Raw genomic sequence first — 23,360 nt, forward strand, 5'->3', positions numbered from 1 at the left:
AGGGCGAGGATTCCCACGTTGGGATATTGTGGTTTACGACGTGACCTGTTTTTGAGGTGCGAACGCACCAGTTTCCTTGTCAAACAGGAACGTCGATGGCTGTGCCAACCAACCGTTACTCCTATTCGCCGAAAGACTCGGCGAATTCGGAGATACTTTCTGCCGGATGTTCTCAGCACCGTTCACATCAGCGTTCGCCACCGTCTCGCAGTCATCACAGACGTACAGTCCGCGTTCAACACGGTTTGCATCACGTTTGCGACCACAACACGAACACGTTTTCGAGGTATCCCGCTCGGACACTTCCTCAACCGAGATACCTTCCATCTCGGCCTTGTACGTGAGGAGGTCGGTGAAGCGATCGAACGCCCACGAGTGCAGGTCAAGGTTGCCGTGTTTCCCCCAGTTCTTCGCCTTGCCGTTCTCCTCGTCATCACGGATGCCGGAGAGGTCGCCCACTACAATTGTTCCAACTCCTTCGTCCACACATCGTTGGACGATGTGCTTGGAGAGGGTGTGGAAGTAGTGGGTGCGCCGAGCGGACTTCTTCTGGTTCAACCGATTGGCCTGCTCTGAGTCAGAGTCATCACAGCGAGCGAGTCGCTTGCTGAAGTAGTAGTCGTCCTGCTTCAAGCAGTTCAACGGGTACAGTTCGCTGTGACCGTCTTCGTAGGCAAGCGCGGCGAAGTTGTTGATACCAAGGTCAACACCCACCGTCTTCTCACCGGGAACTTCTGAAACTTCGACTTCGACTTTGCACACAATGTGCAATTCCCACTCTTCACCTGTCCAGACTGCCCGAACCTGTTGTACGCTCTCCACGGTAGAGAGGTCAACGTCGGGACGAGTCTGGTACTCGCAGAGAACGAAGTCCGACCAGTATTCTTTGAGGTTCGAGCCTTTCGAGAGTCGGACTCGGTTGTACTCGGTGTCGAGTTTGAAGCCTTTGTTCTTGAACGTGACCGTGCTACGCGGGTGGTCGTCGACGTGTTTGCGGTAGCCGGGCGGGTTCGCCCGTTGGTCTCCGTTGCGTCGTTTGCCGTACCAGCCGTTGAACGCCTCAGCGAGTTCTTGAAGAACGCGCTGACTTGACTGAGAATGCAGGTCATCGTAGCGTTCATGGCTCTTGAGGTAGGCAGTGAGTTCGTCGTGTTCGGGGATGTAGTCGATTTCATCCCAGACACGACTAATTGTCCACCGTCCGACATTCCAGAGTTTCGAGGCGGCGAACCCGAGGGCGTCGAGGTCATCCTGCACCTGTTGCTGGTTCTTGATGGAGGCAGTGTAGGTGCGGGCGACGACCTGTTTCGCCATACGTAATCTATGTTGACAAACCTACTTGAAAACATGGATTCGACCGTGGAATATTCTGCCGTGCCATCGAATAGTGGTTTGTGAAGAAAAGTGTCGGATTCATCCCCGCCCTAAAGGGCGGGGCTTTCTCCTTGTATTTCCGTAAACGCCGGGATTCTCTCGCTGCTTAAAGATAGATGTACAACCTATCGCATTCACATACTATTCTGATAGAGTATACATTCTCGAGCTGCCAGGCACGAACGATGGAACACGATCGACCGCAACGGGAACGACGACGGTCGCTTCCCGGCACCAGTCCGACTGCGACGGACGCGATGAACCCGTGGACCCGATTGCCGAGTTCTTGCTCGGTTGTTGCCCAGGCCGTCTCGAAACGACCTGATGCCTGTCCTTAAAGCTACCTGAGGGAGAATACGGTACTCACGGTATCCCTCACCAACCGGTCGAGGCACGCCACGTCGCGGAACGTTTTCCCGGTCGATGTCACCGATTGGCCGATTGCCTTACTCCATCGATATGCGGTCGGTTTCGATGGGCACTGTGTAGCGCTCGAGGGCGTGATAGACAATCTCCTGAGGTAACCGTAGACATATATGCATATAGATAGCTATTCGGGGGTGAGGGAACCGATTACCATGTCGACACGAGGCCACGGGGGATCGCCGAAGCGTGACTCCCGACTGCGATATCCCGTTCGAACTCGCGGAACGGGACGACGACCGGTTCGTGGGTCACGTGCGTCGATCGAACGCCTTCCGGTTCGGTCGCTCTCGATTAGGTTTACAAGTATATCGTTGTAATATCGGGGCGACCATCCGATCGACTCGAACGAGATGATACCGACGGTCGACGCCGCTGCCAATCGGTGACTGGGGGGCTCACCTGATCGAGAGATTGACTTCGATCTCGTTGCCGGCGGTTTCGATCTCGTCGACGAGTTCGTGCCGGTAGTCGTCATCGTCGAGTCGCTTGGTCGGACCCGCGATCTCGAGGGCACCGTGGGGATGCCCGTCGTCGTCCAGTATCGGTATCGCGATTTCGAGCAGTCCCTTGACGCTCTCCTCGCGAGCGTACGCGATGCCGTCCGTCCGGATCGTCTCGAGTTCGGTGGCGAGTTCCGTCTCGTCGGTAATCGTTCCCGGAGCCGCTTGGGGCATCCCCCATCGTTGGACGATCTCGTCGACCCGTTCGGGTGGCAAGTGTGCGAGAATCGCCTTGCCGGTCGCCGTGTTCGTCATCCGTGCCTGGCCGCCTGGCAGGAACTGCCTGCGGATCGACCGCTCGCCCTCAGCGACGACGATATTCGTGGCGAGACCGTTTTCCTCGACGGCGAAATAGGCCTGTTCACCCGTCTCAGCAGCCAACGTTTCGACCGTCGGCGAGACGATCCGGCGCAGTTCGTGTGACTGTTCGATCGTCCGACCGAGGTGGACGAGGCGATAACTGAGACGGTAGGTCCCGTCCTCGTTGATCAGATAACCCAGTTGGTTGAGCGTCGTCAAATGCGAATGGACCGTACTCTTGGGTAGCTCGAGCTGTTCAGCGAGCGTCGAGACGCTCTCGGCCGTGTTTCGTTTGAGTGAGTCGATGATTTTGAACGTCGTTCGAACGGATTGGAGCTGATTCGTTTTCGGACCCTGTTGTGCCATACCATAGACCGTTCGGGCCAGTTACTAAAGCCATCCGATAATATCGGACGGGGGTCGCTCGAGAGAAACGACGCGGACTCGCGTCGCCGATCGACCCCAACTGAAGTGGATGTCCCAGCCGGAGAACGGGCGAGTGACCGCTACTGTCCGGTGAACTCCGGCTCGCGACCCTCGAGTCGGGCCGCGAACCCTTCGGTGTAGTCGTCGGTCTCGGTCAACGTTTCGCCGAGTTCGCCTTCGCGTTCGAGGCCCTGCTCGAGCGGGGTCTCCAGCGCGGCGTTCAACAGCTGTCGGGCGTGTTTCATGCCGAGTGGCGCGTTTTCGGTCAACGAGTCGGCCCACTCGCGAGCCCGGTCGTCGGTCGCCGACCGGTCGGAAACGACCTCGTGGACGAGCCCGCACGCTTTGGCCTCCCGTGGATCGATGTACTCGCCGGTGAGGACGAGTTCCTTCGCCTTCGAGAGACCGACCAGCCGCGGGAGTCGCTGTGTCGCCCCACCGGAGGGAAACAGCCCGAGTTCGACCTCGATGACGCCGTATTTGGCGTCCTCGCTGATGATCCTGAAATCGACCGGCAACACGAGTTCGAACGCCCCCGCAATGGCGGCCCCCTTGATGCTCGCGACCGACGGGACGCTCATGTCGTCGATGAAGTGGGTGATGTCGTCGAGTCCCATCTCGAAGTCGGGCGCGTCGTCCGCGCCGCGTCGTTTCATCATCTCGAGGTCCATCCCGGCACAGAAGACGTCGCCCTCGCCGAGAAGCACCATGGCCCGAACGTCGTCACGCGCTTCGACCTCCTCGAGTGCCGTTCGGAGATCGCGAAGCAGCGCTTGGTTCATCGCGTTGCGTCGCTCCGGTCGGTTGAGTACGACGTCCGCGCGGTGGTCGTCGATACGCAGCAGTACGTTACCGTCTCCGATCTCTCGCATACATCTATTCTATCATAAACATTTATATAAAACTTCAGTCCGATCGTCCGGTCGGCGGTACGACGGGTGCGGGCCGCCTATATCGGGTTGATCGATCGCTTTTTCGGCGGCCAGTCCCGGTCGCGGCCGTCGTCGGCCCGGTCGAACGCCCGTCGGATTCGGTCACGCGTCTCTTCGGGTTGGACGACGCCGTCGACGCCGACGCGTGCGGCCGCGCGGACGGCGTCGGTCCGGTCTTCGAACTTGTCGATCAGTTCCCGCCGGCGGCTCTCGGGGTCGTCGGCCGACTCGATCTCGTGTCTGTAGGCGATGTCGACTGCGCCTTCGATCCCCATCGCCGCGAGTTCGGCCGTGGGCCACAGCACCGTCAACTCGGAGTCGAGCGAGCGGCCGCCGCCCATGGCGACGTAGCCGAACCCGTAGCCGCGTCGCAACACGACGTTGGCGATCGGGACCGTCGCTCGAGCCAGTTCGAACGGGAGTTTCGCGGAGTGGCGTGCGATCCCCTCCCGTTCGGAGTCCGGGCCGGGCAGGATACCGGGCACGTCGGTCAGGGTGACGATCGGCAGTCCGAACGCGTCGCAGACGGCCGCGAAGTGGGCGGCCTTCTCCGAGGCGGCGGTATCGATCGTCCCCGCTTTGAACCGCGGATTGTTCGCGATGACGCCGATCGGCTCGCCTTCCAGGCGGGCGAACGCCGTGACGATGTTGCGGCCGTACGTCGGTTTGAGTTCGAACGTCGAGTCCCGATCCACGATGCCCTGAATGATCGCGTCGATATCGTAGCCCTTTCGCGGACTCGAGGGAATGATCTCGCGCAACCCCTCTCGAGCGCTCTCCGTCGGCGGTGTCGGCTCGACGGTCGGTGGCTCACACTCCGCGTTTCGCGGCAGGTACGAGAGGTACGTCCGGATGGCATCGAGACACGATTCGTCGTCCTCGCAGGCGAGGTCGGCCATCCCGGTCTCGGTCGTCTGGAACCGCGCGCTGCCGAGTTCCTCCTTGGTCCCCTCGACGCCGAGGGCGGACTCGACGAGCGAGGGGCCGGCGACGCCCATCGTTCCGGTCCCCTCGACGATGGGGACGAAATCAGAGAGCGCGGCGAAGTTCGTCGGCGCAGCGAAGGCCGGCCCCATCATCGCGGAGACGACGGGGACCCACCCCGAGAGCGCCGTCTGAAGGTTCGAGAAGCCGTTGTCGCCGCGAGCGAACGGTGCCGCGTCGAGGCCCTCCTGAATCCGGTGGCCGCCGCCGTCGTGCAGCATGATAAGCGGGGTACCACGCTCGAGTGCGCGTTCGGTCACGCGCGCGATCTTCCGACCGCCGGCGTGGCCGATCGAGCCGCCCTTGACGGTAAAGTCCGTCGCGAAGATGGCGACGGGTCGATCGTCGATCCGACCGAATCCCGTGACGACGCCGTCGGCCGGTGCGTCCTCGCGCTCCCAGTCGGTCGTCTCCGGCGTCGTCGGCATCGGCGCGGCGAGCCGTCCGATCTCGTCGAACGACGCCTCGTCCAGCAGGTAGTCGATTCGCTCTCGAGCCGTGAGCTTGCCGAGGCCGTGTTGGTACTCGACGGCGTCGTCCCGGGCGTCGTCCGAGAGCGCGTCTTTCGCGTCGGCGACGGCCTCGAACGGATCGTCGTCGGTCATTCGAGGAGTCGCTCCCTGAGTTCGACCTTTCGCATCTTGTTCGTCTCCGTCGTCGGGATTTCGTCGACGATAAACGTCTCGTCGGGGTGCATGAACGACGGGATCCGTCCCTCGAGATGCGAACTGATCGTCGCTTCGGTCACCGACTCGTCGCCGCGGGGTTCGACCGCGAGCCCGATCCGATCCTCGCCGCCTTCGGGTGCCGGGATCGGGAACACGGCGGCCGCTTCGACGGCGTCGTGAGTCGAGACGGCGTCTTGAATCTGCATCGAGGAGATGTTCTCGCCGCGCCGACGGATCACGTCGCCGAGCCGATCGACGAAGTAGAAGTTGCCGTCTTCGTCGCGATAGGCCGCGTCGCCCGTGTGAAACCACAGGTTCGACATCGCCTCGGCCGTCCGCTCGGGTTTCGCGTGATAGCGCTCGAGTAACAGCCCTGGCTGTTTCGGTCTGATACAGAGTTCACCGACCTCGCCGGTCTCGACCGCACGATCGTGTTCGTCGAGGACGGCGACCTCGGCGATGTCTTCGCGAACGCGACCCATGTATCGCTCCTCGTCGACGCGCTCGACGACGGGAAGGTTCATCTCGCGGGCTCGCTCCTCGACGGCGGCGGGTTCGAGGCCGCGGCGGTACGACGGCGGCGTTCCGCCCGCGTCGTCCGTGCGAATGACGCCGACGATCGGCGACCCGGTCTCGGTCTGGGCAAAGGCGACGGTCGCGATCTCGAATCCGAAGCGTTCGGCCAGGTCCTCGTACTCCTCGGGCAGTGGCTGCATGTGGACCTTGTTGAGCGTGTTCTCGTGGTCGGAGTCGGTCCGCGGTGCGTTCATCAGCCACGGCATCATCACCGAGATGAGCGTCACCGACGTCGCCTCGTAGGTGTCGATGCGGTCCCAGAACTCCTGTGGGGAGAACCGGTCCCAGAGCGCTACCGTTCCGCCCGCGACCAGCCCGGCGACGACGTCGGCGTAGACGCCACCGATGTGATACAGCGGGAGCGAGGTGTGGACGACATCGTCCTCGTTCAACACGGCGCGTTTGGGCGCGATGTAGTTCGCGAAGATCCACCGGTGGGGAATAACGACGCCCTTCGGCATCCCCGTCGTCCCGGAGGTGTAGACGATACTCGCGGTGTCGTGCCAGGCGACGTCGACGTCTGGATCGGTCGCCGGCTGTTCCCGCAACTCGTCGAACGACGTCGCTTCGAGGCTCGTCTCCGGACTCGGTCCGTCCGTCTCGATCACGACGAGTTCGGGGTCGGTCTCGAGGCCGTCGCGGACGGCCTCGAAGCGGTCGAGATACCGGTCCTCGAGAACGAAGACGTCGGGGTCGGTATCGTCGAGTTGGTAGGACAGCGTCTCGCCTTCGTACTCGAAGTTGATCGGCGAGTAGACGCCGCCGGCCTTGTTGATCCCGAACATCCCATGCAGGGTCTCGAGCGGATGGGCGGCCATTACCGAGACGTTCGATCCCCGTTCGACGCCCAGCTCGCGGAGGCCGTTCGCGATCCGGTTCGCGGTCGCGTTGAGCTCGTCGTACGTGACGTGGGTGTCGTCCGGGCCGTAGATCAACGCCGTTTCGTCCGGGATCCGATCCGCTCGCGCCCGGAGCATGCTGTCGACCGTGATCTCGTCGATGGGTCTATCGTCTAGTGTGCTTGCGATTCCCATACTCACAAATCGACAACCACCTTTGATAAACGTTCTGGTGAATTACACTGAGTCGCGGTGGTTCGCTGTCAGTACGCTACGAACTGCCATAATTATTATATAGTGGTGTATTATACCGTGGTATGAGATGTCACAACAGTACGATAGCGACCGAGTAGACGATGGCACGGTCTCGACATCGGGGTTCTTCCGACTCGACCGACTGTCCGCCGGGATGCTTGGCGTCGCGGCGATCCTCATTGCAGTCGCGTATGCACCGCTGCTCACGGGCGTCGAACTGATGATCGCCGGGCAGCCGTGGCTCCTCCTGTCTCAGCCGATCGTAATGGTCGTCCTCGGAACCCTGTTCGTTGCGGCGACGTACTACGTCGAACGTCGGGGCGGTGAGACGGCATGAGCCAAGCCAGCGAACTCGCGATCGTTCTGGGATATTTCCTGGTTATCCTCGGGATCGGCTACTACTTCAAAGATCACCGCTCGGGCGAGGAGTACTGGTCGGCGAGCGGGGAGATCGGCACCGTGATGAACACGCTCGCGATCTTCGCCGCCTTCGCGAGCGGCGGGACGTTTCTGGGCTCGATCGGGTTCGCGTACACCTTCGGGTTGCCGTTCGGCTGGACGGCGATCACCGGCTCCGTGGTCGGGTTCATCGTCGCGGCGATTCTCGTCGCCAAACCGATGCGACGCGTGGACGCGTACACGATCACCGACGTCTTCGACTTCCTCTATCGGGATCGACGGATCAATCTCCTCGTTCCGATCGTCGTCATCCTCGCGTTCGTCCTGTACATGGTCGCACAGCTCAAGGCCGCCGGCGTCGTCACGGAGTATCTCCTCGGGATCGGCTATCTCCCGTCGGTTATCGTCATCGGCCTGATCTTTATCGCGTACGTATCGCTCGGCGGCATGTGGGCGATTACGGTCACCGACGTCCTTCAGGGCGTGCTGATCTGGGGGCTGATGCTCGTCATGGCGGGTATTGGGTTCGCCTACTACGGGTTCTCGATTACCGCCCCCGGCGCTGCGACGCCAAGCTTGCTCGAGATGGCACCGGTCCATCCGGCCTCGTATCTCGGGTTCTTCGTCATCTGGGCGTCGACGGTCGCGATCCTCCCCCACATCGTGATGCGCGTCCTCTCGGCCGACAGCCCGAAATCGGCCAAGATCGCCTACAGTTGGGTCGCGATCCTGTACGCCGTCTTCAGCGTCATCGCCTTCTACATCATTCCCTCGGTCGCGCTCAGTATCGACCCGAACCTCGCCGATCCCGATCTCGCGCTCGTCGTCGTGATGGAATCGCTGTTGCCGGCCGTCATCGCGGGGCTGGTCGCGGCCGCGATCCTCGCCGCGGTGATGTCGACGACCGACGCGCTGTTGCTCGCGATGTCGGCGTCGATCGCGAACGACATCTACGGGACGGTCCTCAACCCCGACGCCTCGGACGACCGGGTCGTTCGTCTCGGGACCGTCGCGACCGTCGGCGTCGGCCTCGTCTCCATCGCCATCGCCGCGCTCGATCCGCCGAGCGTCCTCGTTGTCCTCTACACCGACGCGACCGGGATGATGGCGGCCGCGTTCTTCTTCCCGCTCGTCCTCGGTATCTGGTGGAAGCGGACGACGACGTCCGGCGCGCTCGCCGGGATGGTGACCGGACTCCTGAGCTACGTCGGGGCCTGGCTCTTGCTGCCCATGTTCTCGGCGATTCTGCTCGCCTTACCGCTCTCGCTGTGTGTCACCGTCGCCGTGTCGCTGGTCACGGATGCACCCTCGGTCGAGAAGGTCGAACGACTCCGCGACGAACTGGGACACGAGGACGCAGGCTGGTAACGACGATCAATGAACGCACAGCGCTCACTCGTGCGACGATTCGTCGACACGGTTCTCGTCGGGAACCGCTGGCGAACGTTCTGTGGCTGTTCGCAAGCGACGCTCCTCGAGAGGCTTACCGAAGCGCTCGAGGACCATGGCCTGCCGTTCGAGATCGATGAGCGGTCGCCCTCGGGTACCGATCGATTCCTGTACGGCAGCGATGCCGACGGGGTTCGAGTGACTATTACCGAACCGTCCGAGACCGAACTCACCGTCGTCCCCGTTACTGCCGACCCGGTCTCGCGCACAGTACTCTCGATGGCCGTCCGCGAGGACGTTCGCGAGCGAACGACCGCTGGCGTATGTCTCGTCGACGTCTCGCCGCTGCCGGACGACGAGGGCGAACTGGCCGCCCTCATGCGGACGGTCATGGATCGCCTCGAGCGTGACCCGTGGGATCTCGCCGATCATCCGCGGTTCAGGCTCGCGGTCGTACAGCGGTACAAAATCCGAGCGAAGTGGCGGTACTGGTCGCGACTGGACGCGGCTGGCGGTTCGGTGTCGACCTCGTACTGACCGAGACCCCATCGTTGGAATCGCATCAGTCCGGCGTGATTCAGATAGGTATGTCGGTTTCGAATACTAGTTCGCACCTCGACATATACGGCCGAACCCGATGCAGTCCGTTTCGGATACCTGCCCGATCTCGGACCGCGTTTCGTGGTTTCTCGTTCCTGTGAGACGAACGCAACCGGAACGACGGCCAACGTTCGCCGTCAAAGCAGCGCTTCTGATCCCGTGAGTGTGGATTTTCCACGATATGGGGTTCGTATCCGTTCGAAAACGGGCAGTAAGACGCTGGAACTGAGGTTCCCCATATATCTATAAAAAATCTTAATAATTCGTTGTAGTCCGTCATATTATACAAGTCCACCGAGCATCGGCTGTGACATCGTCCGGCGAAACACCACGGCGGTCGCCGTGAGGTAACTCGACAGTCGGCGAAACGTGATCGTTCCGACTTCTCCTGTCAGCTCCCGTCTGCAACTGCGTCCACATCGGCCACGAGTGGGACCTCGACTTCTTCGAGAACGAGTTCGAACGCCTGCCGGCGTTGTCCGCCGGGGGACGGAACCATCGTCGTCTCGAGGACCCCGATCGCCTCGAGTCGGTTGAGACGCCGATACACAGTCGGGCGGGAGGCACCTGTCTCATCGGCGATCTCGCGAGCAGGGACGGATCCCGTGCCTACTGCCGCGAGGATCTCGGTCGTGTAGTCCTCGGCCAGCACTGCGAGGAGGGCGTCGATATCGATCGAACGCTCTGTATCGCTCGAGACGGCCCCGAGCGCGGGATCGGATCGTGATTTGGATTCGGAATCGGACATCGGGTACGTCGTTCGTACCAGTTGGACGGTCGTGTAGTGTCTCGCTACTATTCGGCACTCCCGATCGAGACCACCCTCTAGCTATGCAGGGTCGATGTTGCGGTCGCGTTCAACGCGATCGCTCGCTTCGATCGCGAGCCCATCGCTGCCGAACTCGAGTCGCACTCGATCGACGGCGATGTGATATCGCTGCCGGTGGTGACCGTCCGCCCGGACGCTCATCGCACTCCGGACGAGTCCCGCGTCCTCGAGGCTGTCCAGTCGGCGGTATACGGTCGCACGGGAACTGTCCGTGCGCTCTGCCAACTCCGTCGCCGAGAGCTGATTTCCGTCGAGTTCGTCCAGGAGACGCCGGGCGTGATCGTCGCTCAGGAGGTCGAGCGCTGTCTCCGTGTCTATCACCGTCTCGTCGTTCTCGGACGGGGTCGGCCGTCTCTCCTTACGGGCGGGATCTGCCTTCGACATCGATAGTCGTTGATTCGGCGGGACGGTCCCTGTACGGTGGTGCTACCAGTCGCAACGGTCTCGTCACGCGACTCTAGCTATCCGCAGCGACGTCGTCTGACCGCGGTCCGATCGTACCGGGATATTAATACGGTGACGGCTTACCGACCTGTAAGATGGGAAACGAGATGCGCGTGACAGCGCCCCGGGTCCTCATGGTCGACGACGAGAAGAAGGTGGCCGACGCGTACGCCCTCCGTCTCGAGGACGTCGCCGACGTGACCGTCGCGTATGATGGCGAGGAAGCCCTCGCGGTCGTCGACGAGCAGCCGGTACCCGACGTCGTCCTGCTCGATCGACACATGCCCGGTCTCTCGGGGGACGAGGTCCTCGATCGCCTCCGGGAACGGGATCTCGAAACGCGGGTCGTCATGGTGACGGCGATCGATCCCGGACTGGACATCGTCGACATGCCGTTCGACGACTACCTCTCGAAGCCCGTCGAGCGCGACGACCTCCGGGCGGCTATCGACCAGCAGTGTCAGGTCCTGGCGTACGAACTCCTCGGCGAGTACTTCCGTCTGGAGTCGACGCGAGCGGTCATCGACGCCGAACTCCCCGCCGACGAGATCGAACGCGACGATCGGCTCGCCGACCTCGAGGCGCGCCGGGCCGCTATCGAGGAGCGCGTTCTCGGTCTCCTCCCCGACGCCGAGGAGTTGCTGACCGAGTTCTCGGGTATCGACCGCGGCCGGTACTGACTCGAGTCACGTCCCGTCGGTCGCACTCGGTTCCGCGTCGTCTATAGCCGCATCCGAACCGCCTGCCTCCGTCGCCGAGTCGGCGTCGAAAAAGGCCTCGACGAGTTTCTGCTCCGCCCGCCGGAGGTGATACAGCATCGTCGATCCGGCGATGTCGAGCGTCTCCGCCACCTCCGCCGAACTGCTCCCGCGCGGCGACGTGAAGTAGTCCGACAGGTGGGCAGTCCGAAGCACCGTTCGCTGTCTGTCGGTCAACTGCTCGTCGAGGGTGTCTCGAAACCCCTCGGTCGGCTCGGGCGCTCGAGTCGTCTCCCGTTTGGCGACCAGTTGCGTCTCCGAAACGACGGCGTCGACGGCCTCGAGCAGCCGTCGGACATCGCCGTCGGACGGGACTTCGGCGACGAGTCGGGCCGACTCGATGCCGTACTCGCCGCCCTCGATCGTCGCACCCCACGCCGCGAGCGCGGTCACCGGTGTGTCGCCGCTGACGGTCGCCTGGAGGAGCGGTTCCGTCTCGTCCCGTATCCGCCGCACGTTGGCGACGGCCTCGCAGTCGGTCAGTGATTCGTCGACGCCCTCGAGCGGGCCGTCGGCAGTGAGATAACAGACGACCGCGCCGTCGCCGCGCGGGATCGCCCCCGCCAAGGACAGGGCGCGGTCGGCCTCGCGTGCGGCACCGACGAACGGGACCGTCTCGCCGCGGACTTCGACGGTTACCTCGGTACCCGTGTCGGCAACCAGTAGGTCCTCCTGTTGGCCGGCATTGATCGCGAACCCTGCGACGCCGCCCAGCGTCTCGAGGGCGACTCGCTCCTGATCGCTGAATCCGTCTTCCCGGTCGGTGTATACCGTTACGACGCCGTAGACGGTCCCTTGGTACGCGAGCGGGACCGCCAGACACGACTGGAGGCCGTGACCGAACGCGGCTCGACGGATCCCGCGGGGAACGGTATCGTCCTCGGCGATCGCCTCGTGACGTTGCGTCTCGCCGGACGTGACCGCGGCTTGGCCGGGGACAGTGCGCTCGTCCTCGAGGCTCTCGCCGATCCGCTCGCGCAGGTTGGCTGCATCGCCAGCCGCGGCGAGTACTCGGAGACGTTCCTCGGAGAACGACCGGTCGCCGACCCAGGCGAACCTGTAGAGGTCGGTGCCGCCCAACTGCTCGCAGACCGTCCGAGCGATGTCCGAGCGGTCCGACGTGCCGATTACCTGCTGTAACACGGTCGCGACCAACGAGTTGATCCGCTGGATCCGATCGAGTCGCTGGTCGATCCGATCGACGGTCTGCTCGGTTTCCTTGCGCGGTGTGCGGTCTCGGACGTAGACGAGCGTTCCCTCGTCGACGTGAACGTCGACCGCAAGCCACCGGTCGATCAGCGGGTAGTACTCCTCGAAGGAGGCGGGCGTCGGCGACGGGCCGCCGAAGGCCTCCCGCAGCGTCCCGTCGGCCGACTTCGGGAAGCACTCCCCGATCGCCGTCCCGCGTATCGCGGACGGGTCGGTCTCCAGTAGCGTCGCAGCGACGTCGTTGACGTCGACGACGCGTCCGTCGGTCGTCGTCTCGATGATCCCGATGGGAGCCCGTCGTAGTCGGTCGTCCATCGCGTCCGAATCGATACCGCCTGCCGCCGTCTCGTCATCAGACCGGTCAGTCATCGTCTGTGATCGGGCGAAACTCGAACGTCGCACCACCGCATGCTCCTTCGGCAACCGAGACCGTCCAGTCGTGCGCGTGGGCGATCCGCTCGACGATCGTCAACCCGAGACCGGTTCCGCCCCCCGCGTCGGTCGACGAGTAGCCGGGTTCGAACACTCGCTCGCGCTTGTCGGCCGGAATTCCGGGCCCGTCATCGGCGACAATAAACCCACGGTCGGCGCTTTCGACCCGGACGCGGACCGGATCGTCACAGGCCGATTTGGTCGCGTCCGGACCGTCTGTCGAACTGTGTTCAGTATCCTGACCAGCGGCCGAGCCAGGGCTTGTCGAGCCATGCTCGACTGCGTTCCGGAACAGGTTCTCGAACAGCCGCTGGAGCCGGTCGGGATCGGCATCGAGCCGCGGGAGGTCCTCGGCAACCTCGAGCGACGCGGCCTCCGTCTCGACGGTCGTCCAGGCGTCCGATGCAACGGCATCGATCGCGACGTTCTCGGACGCATCGATCGCGCGGTCCCCACGGGCCAGCGTGAGCGCATCTCGAATGATCCGCTCCATCCGGTCGTGGGCGTCTTCGACCTGATCGAAGTGGTCCGTTTCGCCCGTCTCCCTAGCCGCCCGGAGGTGTGCCTTCGCGACGTCGAGCGGGTTCCGCAGGTCGTGCGTGATGACGCTCGCGACGCGGTCGAACTCGACGGGATCGGCGCCCGTCGGTTTCAGTTCGGTTATCAGGACGTACCCGTCAACCGCGTCCCCGCCGTCCGCTCCGTCGCTGGTATTGTCGTCGCTCGAGCGGTCGACGCTGCGAAGCCGGACCGGGCGACGTTCAGCGTCGTCCGTTCGGACGCCGATCTCGATATCGATCGCGTTCCCGGCGGCGAGCTGATCGCAGGCGGTCGCGATCGTCGATTCGTCGACTGCGCGGTTCCGACGCAGCCAGTCGCGGACGCTCGTTCCGGTCGACGCCGCGTCGAAGGTCACATCGAACGCATCGTTCGTCGCTGCGATCTCCGGCGTTCCGGCCGAGGCGTCGTACCCCATGACCGGCACCGGAACGGCGTCGATCGTGATGGCGTCGGACTCGTCCGCCCGACCGTCATCACGGCGGTCCGTCATGGAGATCACCGACGCCCGGCCGCTGGGGCGGCGCGCTCGTGGTGATTCGTTCGACGCGTCGCAACGGCCGATCGAACCGCTACTCGGCGTACTGCTGTGGAGATCATACACTCATCGTTGTAACCCTGACCCATAGACGCACACCCTAGTAATAACGAAAACCGATCTGAAACGTCTTTCGACTGTCCGACATGACGCGCAACGGTTGGGGTCCCAGCAAACGGTGTTTCTCGGCGTGACACACGGCGGCGGTCGTTTTCTTCCCCGTATCCGAAGCCGCGACTATGGCAGCGATCACCGCGAACGGGGTATCGAAACGATACGGAACGGTCACGGCACTGGATCGCGTCTCCCTTTCGGTCGAGGAAGGGGAAATATTCGGGTTCCTCGGCCCGAACGGTGCCGGCAAATCGACGTTCATCAACGTCTTGCTGGATTTCGCTCGGCCGACCGACGGCTCGGCCGAACTGTTCGGTCGCGACTGTCAGGCCGACGGCGTCTCGGCGCGCGAGCGCGTCGGCGTCCTCCCCGACGGCTACTCGGTGTTCGACCGACTCACCGGCCGCCAACACGTCGCGTACGTCGTCCGGTCGAAAGACGCTGACGACGACCCCGCCGAGGTCCTCGAGCGCGTCGGGATTTCGGCGGCGGCCGACCGGCCGGCAAGCGACTACTCCAAGGGCATGAAACAGCGCCTCGTTCTGGGAATGGCGCTCGTCGGCGAGCCCGATCTCCTGCTCCTCGACGAGCCGACGACGGGGCTGGACCCGAGCGGAGCCGCCGAGATCCGATCGATCCTCCGCGAGGAACGCGATCGCGGCGCTGCGGTCTTTTTCTCGAGTCACATCCTCGAGCAGGTCGAGGCGATCTGCGACCGCGTCGGCATCTTGCAGGACGGCGAACTGGTTGCCGTCGATACGATCGACGGACTTCGACAGTCGATCGGCGGCGGGACCAAGCTCCTGATCGACGTCGGCGAACTGGACGACGCGACGACCGAGGCGGTCCGCGGCGTCGACGGCGTCGAGACGGTGACCGTCAGCGACGGGACGACGCTCGAGGTCACGTGTACGAACGACGCGAAGATGGACGTCGTGGTCGAACTCCAGCGCCGCGGTGCGGACGTGATGAACTTCCGGACCGAGGAGGCCTCCCTGGAGGAGATGTTCCTCGCGTACACGGGGGGCAGTCGGGAATGAACTGGCGGGTCATCGCCCGAACGGACGCCGCGCTCGCTTCGGCACCGCGGTCGACGCGACTGGTGCTTGTACTCCCGGCCGTCACGATTCTCGCGGCCGCGTACCTCTATCCCGTGTTTGGGTCCGACCCGATTACGACCGCCCGCTTTTCGGGGTTCGTCGACGGCTGGCTCGCGACCGTCGTTCCCCTGACCGGCGTCTTGCTGGGCCACGACGCGGTCGTGAGCGAACGCGAGTCCGGCTCGCTGTTGCTCTCGCTGTCGCTGCCGCACGGACGTGGCGACTTCGTTCTCGGGAAAGTCTTGAGCCGCGTCGGGCTGGTAAGCGGCGTCGTCCTCGTCGCGATGGTCCTCGGTGCCGGACTCGTCGTGTATCCTTTCGGCCGACTCGAGGTCGTGCAGTTCTGCGGCTTCGTCGGGACGACCGTCGCTTTCGGGGCGATCTGGACCAATCTCGGAATCGCCGCGTCGCTCTCGACCGCGACCAAACAGCGCGCGTTCGTGGTCGCGTTCGGGCTCTTCTTCCTGTTCGTCCTGGTCTGGGACGCCATCGCCGACGGGCTCCAGTACGGACTCGACAGGGCCGGACTCGTCGATGGGAGCCTTCCCGACCCCGTCCGGTTCGTCTTCGGCCTCGAGCCCGGGGCCGTCTTCCAGCGGGTCACTGCGGGCTTTTTCGATCCGAGTGCGAGCGTCGACGGTCCGTGGTATCTCGGCGAGTGGGTCGCACTGGCCGTCTTCGGCCTGTGGCTGTTCGGGCCCTTGACGGTGACCTACAGCCGCTTTGCCGGCAGTGATCTGTCATGAGTTGGCGGACCGTCGCACGCAAGGATATCCACGACGCCTGCCGCGCCCGAACGCTCTGGCTACTGCTCGGACTGCTATCGATCCTGTTCGGCGGCTACGCCGTCGCGTACGCTACCGTAGACGATGGGACGTTCGCGGGGTTCGTCACGGGTTCGATCGGACTCGTCGACGGGGTCCTGCCGATACTCGGGCTCTTACTCGGCTATCGGTCGATTTCCGACGACCGGACTGACGGGAGCCTCTTGCTTTCGCTGTCCCTGCCGCAGTCCCGTCGGGAGTTGCTCGTGGGAACGGCGGTCGGTCGGACGGTCACGTTGCTGGGACCGACACTCTTCGGACTGTCGATCGCCGGACTGTACGCGGCGCTGCGGTACGGGAAAGCCGGTGCGATCGCGTATCCGTGGTTCCTGTTCGCCACTGCCCTCTACGGCGCGTCGTTCGTCGCGATCGCCGTCGCACTTTCGGCGTCGACTACGACGGATCGCCGGATCACCTACGGTGCAGTCGGTGGCTACCTCCTCTTGGTGGTCCTCTGGCGAACCCTTACGTCGATCGCCGTGACGGTGCTTCACCGGTTCGACACGAGTCTAGACCTGCCCGACTGGGTGCTGTTCCTCCAGTTAGTCGAACCCGGCGAAGCGTACGTTCGACTCCTCTCGGTGGGATTCGAGGTCGAGCGGGCGAACCGGTACGTCGGGAACGGGACGCCGGCGTTCGTCGACTGGTGGGCCGCACTGGCGGTACTCGTCGCCTGGATCGCGGTACCGCTGCTGGTCGGCTCCCGTCAGTTCGAGCGCGGTGATTTATGAACGATCGGCCCGTTTCTCTCCGCTGCCGGCGGTGAGAGCCATCGGACGGCTGCTCTCTCGGTCGGCCGAGACCACCGCGTTCATTACATCCCACTGTCAACACTGCGAGAGAGGAACCGATGTCACTCGTCGAGACGTCCGCGGCCGTCGCTCTCGACGTCACAGCGGTCGCGCTGCTTGGCTGGACGCTCTGGCTCGCCGTCCAGTCACGGGACCGGCCCAGCGCACCCCCGTTTATCCTCATACTGACTCTCCTGACGGTTCTCGGGGGCCTTTCGGTACTGGCGGAACTGCCGGGGACGTCGGCGGTTCCGGCGCTGGCGACGATCATCGACATCGGCCAGTTCGGCGTCGGGATCGTCGTTCCGGGCGTCTGGGTCGTGTACGCGCTCAGCTACACCGGTCGGGGAACCGGCCTCACGCGGCGGCGCATCGCCATGTTTCTCGGCATGGCGGTCCCGGTTGCGCTGAGCGCTCTCGTCGTCGCCGTTCGGCCCCCGACCACCGTCGGCGAGCAACTGCTCGCATCGTTTATCGGGACGGAGATCATGCTGTTGCTGGGACTGTTCACGTACGGCACCTATCTCCTGGTCGGCCACGGGTGGAACCACGCCCGCATCTCGAGGTGGCAGGTCGCGATCGTGATCGCCGCGATCGCGGCGCCGTATCTCGCCGGCGGGAGCGGGAGTAGCGGCCCCGTTGCGGACGGTGTCACGGTTGGCCTCCTCGTCTCCGGCGGGCTGCTCACAGTCGCAGTGCGGCAGTATCCGGTGATGACCGGCTTTCCCAAGGCGGAGTACGTCGCCCGAACGCGCGTCGTCGAGGCGCTCCAGGAGGCGGTCATCGTACTCGACTGGGAGGACCACGTCCTCGATGCGAACGCGACGACTGCGGAGTTGTTCGGTCAGTCCCCGCAATCGATGATCGGTGACCCGCTCCGTTCGATCACCACTGGGCTCGAGGGGGCCGACCTCTCTGCGGGTGCGACGGGAACGATCCCGCTCCAGACGACGAAGGGACGCCGACGGTTCCAGTTCAGCGTCTCGGCGGTCGACGACGCCGAAGCCGATACCGATGGCGGGACCGGTCCGGTTGCGAGAACCGTGCTGTTACGTGACGTGACCGACCGCCAGACGCGCGAACAGCGACTGGCTGTACTCAATCGCGTCCTCCGGCACAACGTTCGGAACGAACTGGACGTCGTTCTCGCGTACGCCGACCGTATCGATGACGAAGACGTACGGGACGGAATTCGTGACAGTGCGACCGACCTCGTCGAACTCAGCAGCAAGGCCCGGGCGGCCGAGGACGTGATGACCGCCAGCGCCGGGTCGCCCGAGCCGGTCGATCTCGCTGCCGTCGCACGGGAAGTCGTCGAGGAGTACCGAACTGCCAACCGCCCGTGTGAAATTTCGTTGTCCTGTCCCGGCGAGATACTCGTCTCGTCGCATCGATCCGTCGTCCGGCGCGTGCTGTCGGAACTCGTCGATAACGCGATCACGCACGCGGACCGCTCGCCCCGGATCGAGATCACGGCTCGAGCGAGTCCCGACGGTACCGCCGAACTCGTCGTCGCGGACGACGGACCGGGGATTCCGACTCGAGAGCGAAAAATACTGGATAACGGAACGGAGACGCAACTCGAACACGGGAGCGGTATCGGACTCTGGTTCGTCAACTGGGCCGTCACGCAACTGGGCGGGGACCTCTCTTTCCGTGAAAACGAGCCGACGGGGAGCGTTGTGACTGTTCGTCTATACGACACCGAATATACGTCGTGATCGGACTGAAAAGACGAGTGTCGGCGGACGGATGGCGTGTCAACTGGCGGTAGCTATCGCTCCGGTATTGCGGAGCGACAGGGGTCTGGCGAGCGGGATCGCCTTCCTCACTGGACTGTCGTCTGGTCACCTCGTTCGGCTTCGGCGTCACTGATAATCTTGTACACGTGCAGCGGAACGATGACGATACCCAGCAACAGGTAATTCAGCGTGAGGAAGTTGATCACTGCTAGCTTCGTCCGGCCGACGTAGTAGTACGCGGCCGGAGAGAGGACGAACGCTAACAGGATTGCCACGGGTGTGGACTTGTCTGCGAGTGGCTGTACCTGTCGGCTGTCGTCGTCAGCGGGGGACCTATTCGTCGCCATGGCTATCAGAGGAATCGATCGAGCGGCGCCGATAGAGCGCGTATCCGAGTGCGGTCGTGACCGCAACGATGCTCGCTATCCTCGTTTTGCTCACCTCCATGTTCGAACAATGGGACGGGAATCAAATAGGCCCCGAGCCAGTGTCTCAGCCCGGGAAACACCGGTGGGTTTCGAAGCATCAGATTTGTTAGAACCCATGAGGAGGTGAAAATCCCTCACCTCCTTATTACAGGCTAAGAATGAAATTTATAGGCTGAACAGGCGCAATACCACGCCCTTCAGGCCGTGGATACGCGCCGTCACTCTGGGAAACGTCCCACCGTTCAAACGCCCGCCGTGAGTTTCCCACAGTGACGTTTAAGTGACAGACCGCCCTACTGAAGAGCAGGAATCGGTCGGAACGGAGCGGATTCCGAACCGTCCTTCGGAGGCGGCCTGTCCGCCCACGTAACGAGGCAGTGTCCGGAAAGCGCAGTCGGTGAACGCACATTCCAGAAGAGTGTGTCCGTGCCGACTGCTCAAAGCGAGTATCACGATACCCCTGACTCTGCTGACGCCTGCCGGCGTCCCCGTGGCAAAAACAACACTGGGACGCCGTACACGGTTGAGGATAGGGGTAACGGCGGTTTGGCACCGCCAGCAGTCCACCAGTCCGACGTTGTGGGACTACCCGCGCCCGAAAGGACTGGTAGTCCGGTGACTGGACTGCAGACCTGAAACTCCCACCGCTCGGGATTCCTCCGCGTTCACGCAGAGGAGGATGTCAATGCTGAAAATGCGATTCAGTCTGTGGTGACTCTTCCTGGCTTCCGAGGAGCCAGTAAAGCGCCAACCCCAGTACAGCTTCGAGCGGCCCAATGAAAACTGCACCAAGAAGAAACAGAAAATACGTCGAGAGACCATGGTTGGAACGGCTGGTATCCATCTCGGTCTCGTATTCCGTTGATTCCACAAAAAGTTCTGCGCTCAGTTCGAAGACGGAGGTACCGAAAGGACGATCTCCGAGAATTGGACCAGAGTCGGACAGGAGCGCGTGAATCAGCGGTAAGTACAGGGAATATACCTATCACATCATACAGGATGAAAGCGAATTCACTCGGTTTCTTACAACAGCTATAATCCCATACAGAGCTAGTAGCCTACATAGTGAATTATTCAGAGTCGATCCAGAATCAGTATGACTGGTCGAATACCGCACCGAGTCAAGCCATTGTGGAGGCTATCGCAGCCATAGAAAACGTTGATCCAATCGCTCTCTCGGTAGAAAAGGGCTGGACCCTGCACGATACTGTCGATCCGGAAGCGCTTGATACACTCCTGAATGAGGGGAGTCTCATCTCGGTTTCATTCACTATTGGTTCCTATAAAATCCAAATCGAGGGGAAGACCTTACAAATCTGCTTTAACTGAGATTTCCGGCACTAGCTTCACAATCAGTTCGCAGCCCTACGTAACGGCTATTTCATCGAGAACAGTGCCTAATAAATGGGTTTCAGCAGAGCCGAACGCTTGCGACCGCGCACGAGGAACGACGGTGACGGCAGACAGCGTCGCTGGGACAGAAACGGAACTGTTTCGGAGCCAGAGACACCGCAACTGGGTTCTTGCTTCCGTGGCCACAGGGACTGTCCATGGAGGCGTCGAACTACGATATCGAGGGGCTCGACCTCTCGGCCGACCAGTACACCGTCGAACAGAACCTGATACGGAACCAGTACACGGCCCTCGATGACCGCGGAAATACGGTCCTCGAGGGGAAGCAAAAGACGTTCGAACTCAAAGAGGAGTTCCCGTTCGTCGACGCGGACGGCGAAGACGTGTTCACCGTGACGGCACAGCAGATCCGGGACTACGAGGGTCAGTACGTTCTCACGGACGCTCGGAGCGGCGAGGACGTCGTCGTTCTCGACCACGAGTACTCGCTCCTCGAGCAGATCACGGGAGCGACCTGGACGATCCGTGACCCCGAAACCGACGCCGAGCTGGCGGCGATCACGTCTCGGAAGTTCGTCGGTCTGTTCCGGACAGGGCTCTTGGGGAACCTGATCCCACACCACTACGAAATCACCGACGCCGACGGCGGCCACGTGGGTTCGATCTCGGGGCAGCTCTCGATGAAAGATCGGTACGACATCGAGATCGACGACGCCAGTTCCGTGCCGCGGGTCCCAGTCGTGGCCGCCGCGATGGTCATCGACGCGATCGAGGGGCACTGAGTTCGAACCATGGAACGGAACGACGCCTCGAGTGACGGCATTCGCCGCCGAGATCGCAGTCGGGAACGGACGCCTCGGGACGGCACCCACACCAGACGGGCGGCTCTCGCTGCGAGCGCAACGGCGCTACTGACGGCGGTAGCCGGCTGTACGACCGCAATGGACTTCATCGGAGACCGGTTGCTCGAACAGGTCAACGTGTTCAACGAAACCGACCGACGAGTCGCCGGTTCCATCGCCGTCGGCGACCCCGCCGGTGAAACGGTTCTCGACGAGACGTTCGACCTCGCTCCGTCGGAGTCAGGGAACGACAACGAAGGGTCGGCCTCCGGAGACGACGAACAGTCCGTCGCAGTGTACGACGACGTGTGGGGTGATGCCGGCTCGTACGAAGTGACCGTCGAACTGATTGACACCGAAATAGACGGACGATCGCGGGCGAGCGAAACGGTGACGATTAGCGATCCCGACGAGCAGTTACTCGGTATCGCACTCGGTTCCGAGGAGGTTGGCGAACCGATCGGCTTCCGCGTCGGCGAGAGCCTCTCCGATCTGGCGTAACGCGAACCGCTATATAAAAGCATTCCTAGAATTACGGCTCGTGTTTAGTTTGTAGCATTCTTCCAGACGGCGAAGGCTTGAAGCCACGATTCTGCGGTTGATGGGGTAGCATGGCTGAAACAGTTTGAGAACGAAGAGGTACGGCGTTTTATCTCCCTAAATAGACGTTCGACAGCATTCCGATTTCCGTGCTTTTCGTATCGAAATCGGAGTCCGTGTCGACGGAGTGCTGTCTGGAGATGCTGGGCGCCATCGACGAGAAACACGATGTCGAAGACGCCGTGTTTCTCCGTGAATTCTTGCAGAAATCGTTCAGTCAACGCGGTCGTAGTCGTCGAGAACGGCCGCATATGGAGAATTCTGTTCGTTTCAGGATCGACTGCAGCGTACAGCCAATACCGATGATCATCGATTTGAATCACGGTCTCGTCGAGCGCAACGTGATTCGGAGTCGCGTCAGCTCTGGCTGTAGATCGGCTTTCTGCACCCAATCATGAACGGCCTTTCGCGATCGTTCGACCCGGATCTTTCGATTTCTTGAATTGTATTCGAAAGCGACAATCAAGCAAGGTGGAGTCGAATACCGAGTTCCAGTAGTTGACGCGGTGTCCGTTCTCGCTCCACAAAGCTCAAATCGATCCAGTCGCTACACCCGCTGAGCCGGTCGATTTTTGGCATAGGCACCAGAAAATCGTGCCGCCTCACTTTTCACGCTTAACGAAACACGGCCACTATCGCCGCGATTGAGCATTTCGCCTCTCGAGTAGCGACTTTCGGCAGCCAACGGAAGCGGAAGAGTGTTCCGTCCGTTGGGGACGGAATTTCTGAGCGGGTGGCCGACCGCACTACGCGGCCCAAACAAGGAGTTGTGCAACAGGGTATGGGTTCGATAACTCCCGGGAGAGGAGACGAAATACATTACCCTTCCAAGCGACTAGCTCGGCCGATATCACAGTCCGAACTGATCGACATGTACCAGGTTCCACGCTTTGGCAGTGCCGTGGCGTTGTTTCTCGCGGGAGTGTACTGTATCGGAACGTACATCTCGCGTGCCGTGATCGATGCCAGTGATGGCAGTCGGTGCCGGCGAGTACACCGATTACGTGGAGTCGCGGTCGTCGCGCTCGAGGATGTCCTGCTGGCGCACGAGGTGAGAAGACCGCGGATGCGACACTCGAAACGATCGTTCTACGGAGGAATCGACACACAACAAATCGCGGCAACGGCTA

At 62.5% G+C, this 23,360-nt stretch carries 21 protein-coding genes and 1 pseudogene; 11 read left to right on the top strand and 11 right to left on the bottom strand.

Features of this window, described 5'->3' with window-relative positions; translation table 11 throughout:
* Positions 1 to 33 precede the first annotated feature (33 nt).
* The 5 genes from ACERIM_RS16995 to ACERIM_RS17015 form a co-directional block, all read right to left on the bottom strand.
* Positions 34 to 1,314, bottom strand: coding sequence for an RNA-guided endonuclease InsQ/TnpB family protein (locus ACERIM_RS16995; RefSeq protein WP_373633561.1), 1,281 nt, complete (start codon positions 1,312 to 1,314; stop codon positions 34 to 36).
* Between the two features lie 881 nt (positions 1,315 to 2,195).
* Entirely contained in the window at positions 2,196 to 2,966 is a 771-nt protein-coding gene (locus tag ACERIM_RS17000) for an IclR family transcriptional regulator (RefSeq protein WP_006648173.1), read from the bottom strand.
* Positions 2,967 to 3,106: 140 nt separating this feature from the next.
* Positions 3,107 to 3,898 carry an enoyl-CoA hydratase/isomerase family protein gene (locus tag ACERIM_RS17005; RefSeq protein ID WP_006648174.1) on the bottom strand — a complete coding sequence of 264 codons (792 nt, stop codon included), beginning with the start codon at positions 3,896 to 3,898 and terminating at the stop codon, positions 3,107 to 3,109.
* Positions 3,899 to 3,975: 77 nt separating this feature from the next.
* Positions 3,976 to 5,547, bottom strand: coding sequence for an acyl-CoA carboxylase subunit beta (locus ACERIM_RS17010; RefSeq protein WP_006648175.1), 1,572 nt, complete (start codon positions 5,545 to 5,547; stop codon positions 3,976 to 3,978).
* Entirely contained in the window at positions 5,544 to 7,220 is a 1,677-nt protein-coding gene (locus ACERIM_RS17015) for an AMP-binding protein (protein ID WP_006648176.1), read from the bottom strand. The genes ACERIM_RS17010 and ACERIM_RS17015 overlap by 4 nt, the downstream gene beginning before the upstream one ends.
* 127 nt (positions 7,221 to 7,347) lie before the next feature.
* Between ACERIM_RS17015 and ACERIM_RS17020 the strand changes: the two genes are divergently transcribed.
* From ACERIM_RS17020 to ACERIM_RS17030, 3 genes are read left to right on the top strand one after another with little or no spacing between them, the layout of a single operon-like run.
* Positions 7,348 to 7,617, top strand: a complete 270-nt coding sequence (locus ACERIM_RS17020; protein WP_006182226.1) for a hypothetical protein — start codon at positions 7,348 to 7,350, stop codon at positions 7,615 to 7,617.
* Positions 7,614 to 9,047: a sodium:solute symporter gene (locus ACERIM_RS17025; RefSeq protein ID WP_373633562.1), complete on the top strand. Its 1,434-nt coding sequence runs from the start codon at positions 7,614 to 7,616 to the stop codon at positions 9,045 to 9,047. Before ACERIM_RS17020 ends, ACERIM_RS17025 begins: the two co-directional genes overlap by 4 nt.
* 9 nt (positions 9,048 to 9,056) lie before the next feature.
* On the top strand, positions 9,057 to 9,605 hold the full coding sequence (locus ACERIM_RS17030; RefSeq protein ID WP_373633563.1) for a hypothetical protein: 549 nt from the start codon (positions 9,057 to 9,059) through the stop codon (positions 9,603 to 9,605).
* 454 nt (positions 9,606 to 10,059) lie between these two features.
* Here the strand turns inward: ACERIM_RS17030 and ACERIM_RS17035 are convergent, their stop codons facing one another.
* Positions 10,060 to 10,416, bottom strand: a complete 357-nt coding sequence (locus tag ACERIM_RS17035) for a winged helix-turn-helix domain-containing protein (RefSeq protein WP_049967052.1) — start codon at positions 10,414 to 10,416, stop codon at positions 10,060 to 10,062.
* 81 nt (positions 10,417 to 10,497) lie between these two features.
* On the bottom strand, positions 10,498 to 10,881 hold the full coding sequence (locus ACERIM_RS17040) for an ArsR/SmtB family transcription factor (RefSeq protein WP_373633564.1): 384 nt from the start codon (positions 10,879 to 10,881) through the stop codon (positions 10,498 to 10,500).
* 155 nt (positions 10,882 to 11,036) lie between these two features.
* On the opposite strand from ACERIM_RS17040, the gene ACERIM_RS17045 reads away from it, so the two are divergent.
* Entirely contained in the window at positions 11,037 to 11,621 is a 585-nt protein-coding gene (locus ACERIM_RS17045) for a response regulator transcription factor (RefSeq protein ID WP_006648181.1), read from the top strand.
* A 6-nt stretch (positions 11,622 to 11,627) separates the two neighbouring features.
* Here ACERIM_RS17045 and ACERIM_RS17050 read toward each other — a convergent pair whose 3' ends face one another.
* The gene (locus ACERIM_RS17050; protein ID WP_373633565.1) at positions 11,628 to 13,277 is read right to left on the bottom strand and encodes a bacterio-opsin activator domain-containing protein; all 1,650 of its coding nucleotides are present in this window, start codon (positions 13,275 to 13,277) and stop codon (positions 11,628 to 11,630) included.
* Positions 13,270 to 14,391, bottom strand: coding sequence for a sensor histidine kinase (locus ACERIM_RS17055; protein ID WP_373633566.1), 1,122 nt, complete (start codon positions 14,389 to 14,391; stop codon positions 13,270 to 13,272). Before ACERIM_RS17055 ends, ACERIM_RS17050 begins: the two co-directional genes overlap by 8 nt.
* A gap of 284 nt (positions 14,392 to 14,675) precedes the next feature.
* Here ACERIM_RS17055 and ACERIM_RS17060 point away from each other — a divergent pair, with 284 nt between their 5' ends.
* From ACERIM_RS17060 to ACERIM_RS17075, 4 genes are all read left to right on the top strand, one after another.
* Positions 14,676 to 15,590 carry an ATP-binding cassette domain-containing protein gene (locus ACERIM_RS17060; RefSeq protein ID WP_373633567.1) on the top strand — a complete coding sequence of 305 codons (915 nt, stop codon included), beginning with the start codon at positions 14,676 to 14,678 and terminating at the stop codon, positions 15,588 to 15,590.
* On the top strand, positions 15,587 to 16,396 hold the full coding sequence (locus ACERIM_RS17065; protein WP_373633568.1) for an ABC transporter permease: 810 nt from the start codon (positions 15,587 to 15,589) through the stop codon (positions 16,394 to 16,396). The genes ACERIM_RS17060 and ACERIM_RS17065 overlap by 4 nt, the downstream gene beginning before the upstream one ends.
* Positions 16,393 to 17,205, top strand: a complete 813-nt coding sequence (locus ACERIM_RS17070; protein WP_373633569.1) for an ABC transporter permease — start codon at positions 16,393 to 16,395, stop codon at positions 17,203 to 17,205. Before ACERIM_RS17065 ends, ACERIM_RS17070 begins: the two co-directional genes overlap by 4 nt.
* A gap of 119 nt (positions 17,206 to 17,324) precedes the next feature.
* Positions 17,325 to 18,986 (top strand): ATP-binding protein, encoded by a 1,662-nt coding sequence (locus ACERIM_RS17075; protein WP_373633570.1) that lies wholly within the window; start codon positions 17,325 to 17,327, stop codon positions 18,984 to 18,986.
* Between the two features lie 107 nt (positions 18,987 to 19,093).
* Here ACERIM_RS17075 and ACERIM_RS17080 read toward each other — a convergent pair whose 3' ends face one another.
* Positions 19,094 to 19,282, bottom strand: a complete 189-nt coding sequence (locus ACERIM_RS17080) for a TM2 domain-containing protein (RefSeq protein ID WP_233274389.1) — start codon at positions 19,280 to 19,282, stop codon at positions 19,094 to 19,096.
* 1,218 nt (positions 19,283 to 20,500) lie between these two features.
* Between ACERIM_RS17080 and ACERIM_RS17085 the strand changes: the two genes are divergently transcribed.
* The 3 genes from ACERIM_RS17085 to ACERIM_RS17095 all read left to right on the top strand — a co-directional run bounded on the left by ACERIM_RS17085 (position 20,501) and on the right by ACERIM_RS17095 (position 22,131).
* Entirely contained in the window at positions 20,501 to 20,764 is a 264-nt protein-coding gene (locus ACERIM_RS17085) for a HalOD1 output domain-containing protein (RefSeq protein WP_373633571.1), read from the top strand.
* Positions 20,765 to 20,985: 221 nt separating this feature from the next.
* Positions 20,986 to 21,570, top strand: a complete 585-nt coding sequence (locus ACERIM_RS17090; protein WP_373633572.1) for a hypothetical protein — start codon at positions 20,986 to 20,988, stop codon at positions 21,568 to 21,570.
* A gap of 9 nt (positions 21,571 to 21,579) precedes the next feature.
* Positions 21,580 to 22,131: a hypothetical protein gene (locus ACERIM_RS17095; RefSeq protein WP_373633573.1), complete on the top strand. Its 552-nt coding sequence runs from the start codon at positions 21,580 to 21,582 to the stop codon at positions 22,129 to 22,131.
* A gap of 44 nt (positions 22,132 to 22,175) precedes the next feature.
* Here the strand turns inward: ACERIM_RS17095 and ACERIM_RS17100 are convergent.
* A pseudogene (locus tag ACERIM_RS17100) lies at positions 22,176 to 22,809 on the bottom strand (IS6 family transposase).
* Positions 22,810 to 23,360: the final 551 nt, after the last annotated feature.

Origin of the sequence: Natrinema sp. H-ect1, from assembly GCF_041821105.1 — an archaeon.
In the GTDB taxonomy this organism is placed as follows: domain Archaea; phylum Halobacteriota; class Halobacteria; order Halobacteriales; family Natrialbaceae; genus Natrinema; species Natrinema thermotolerans.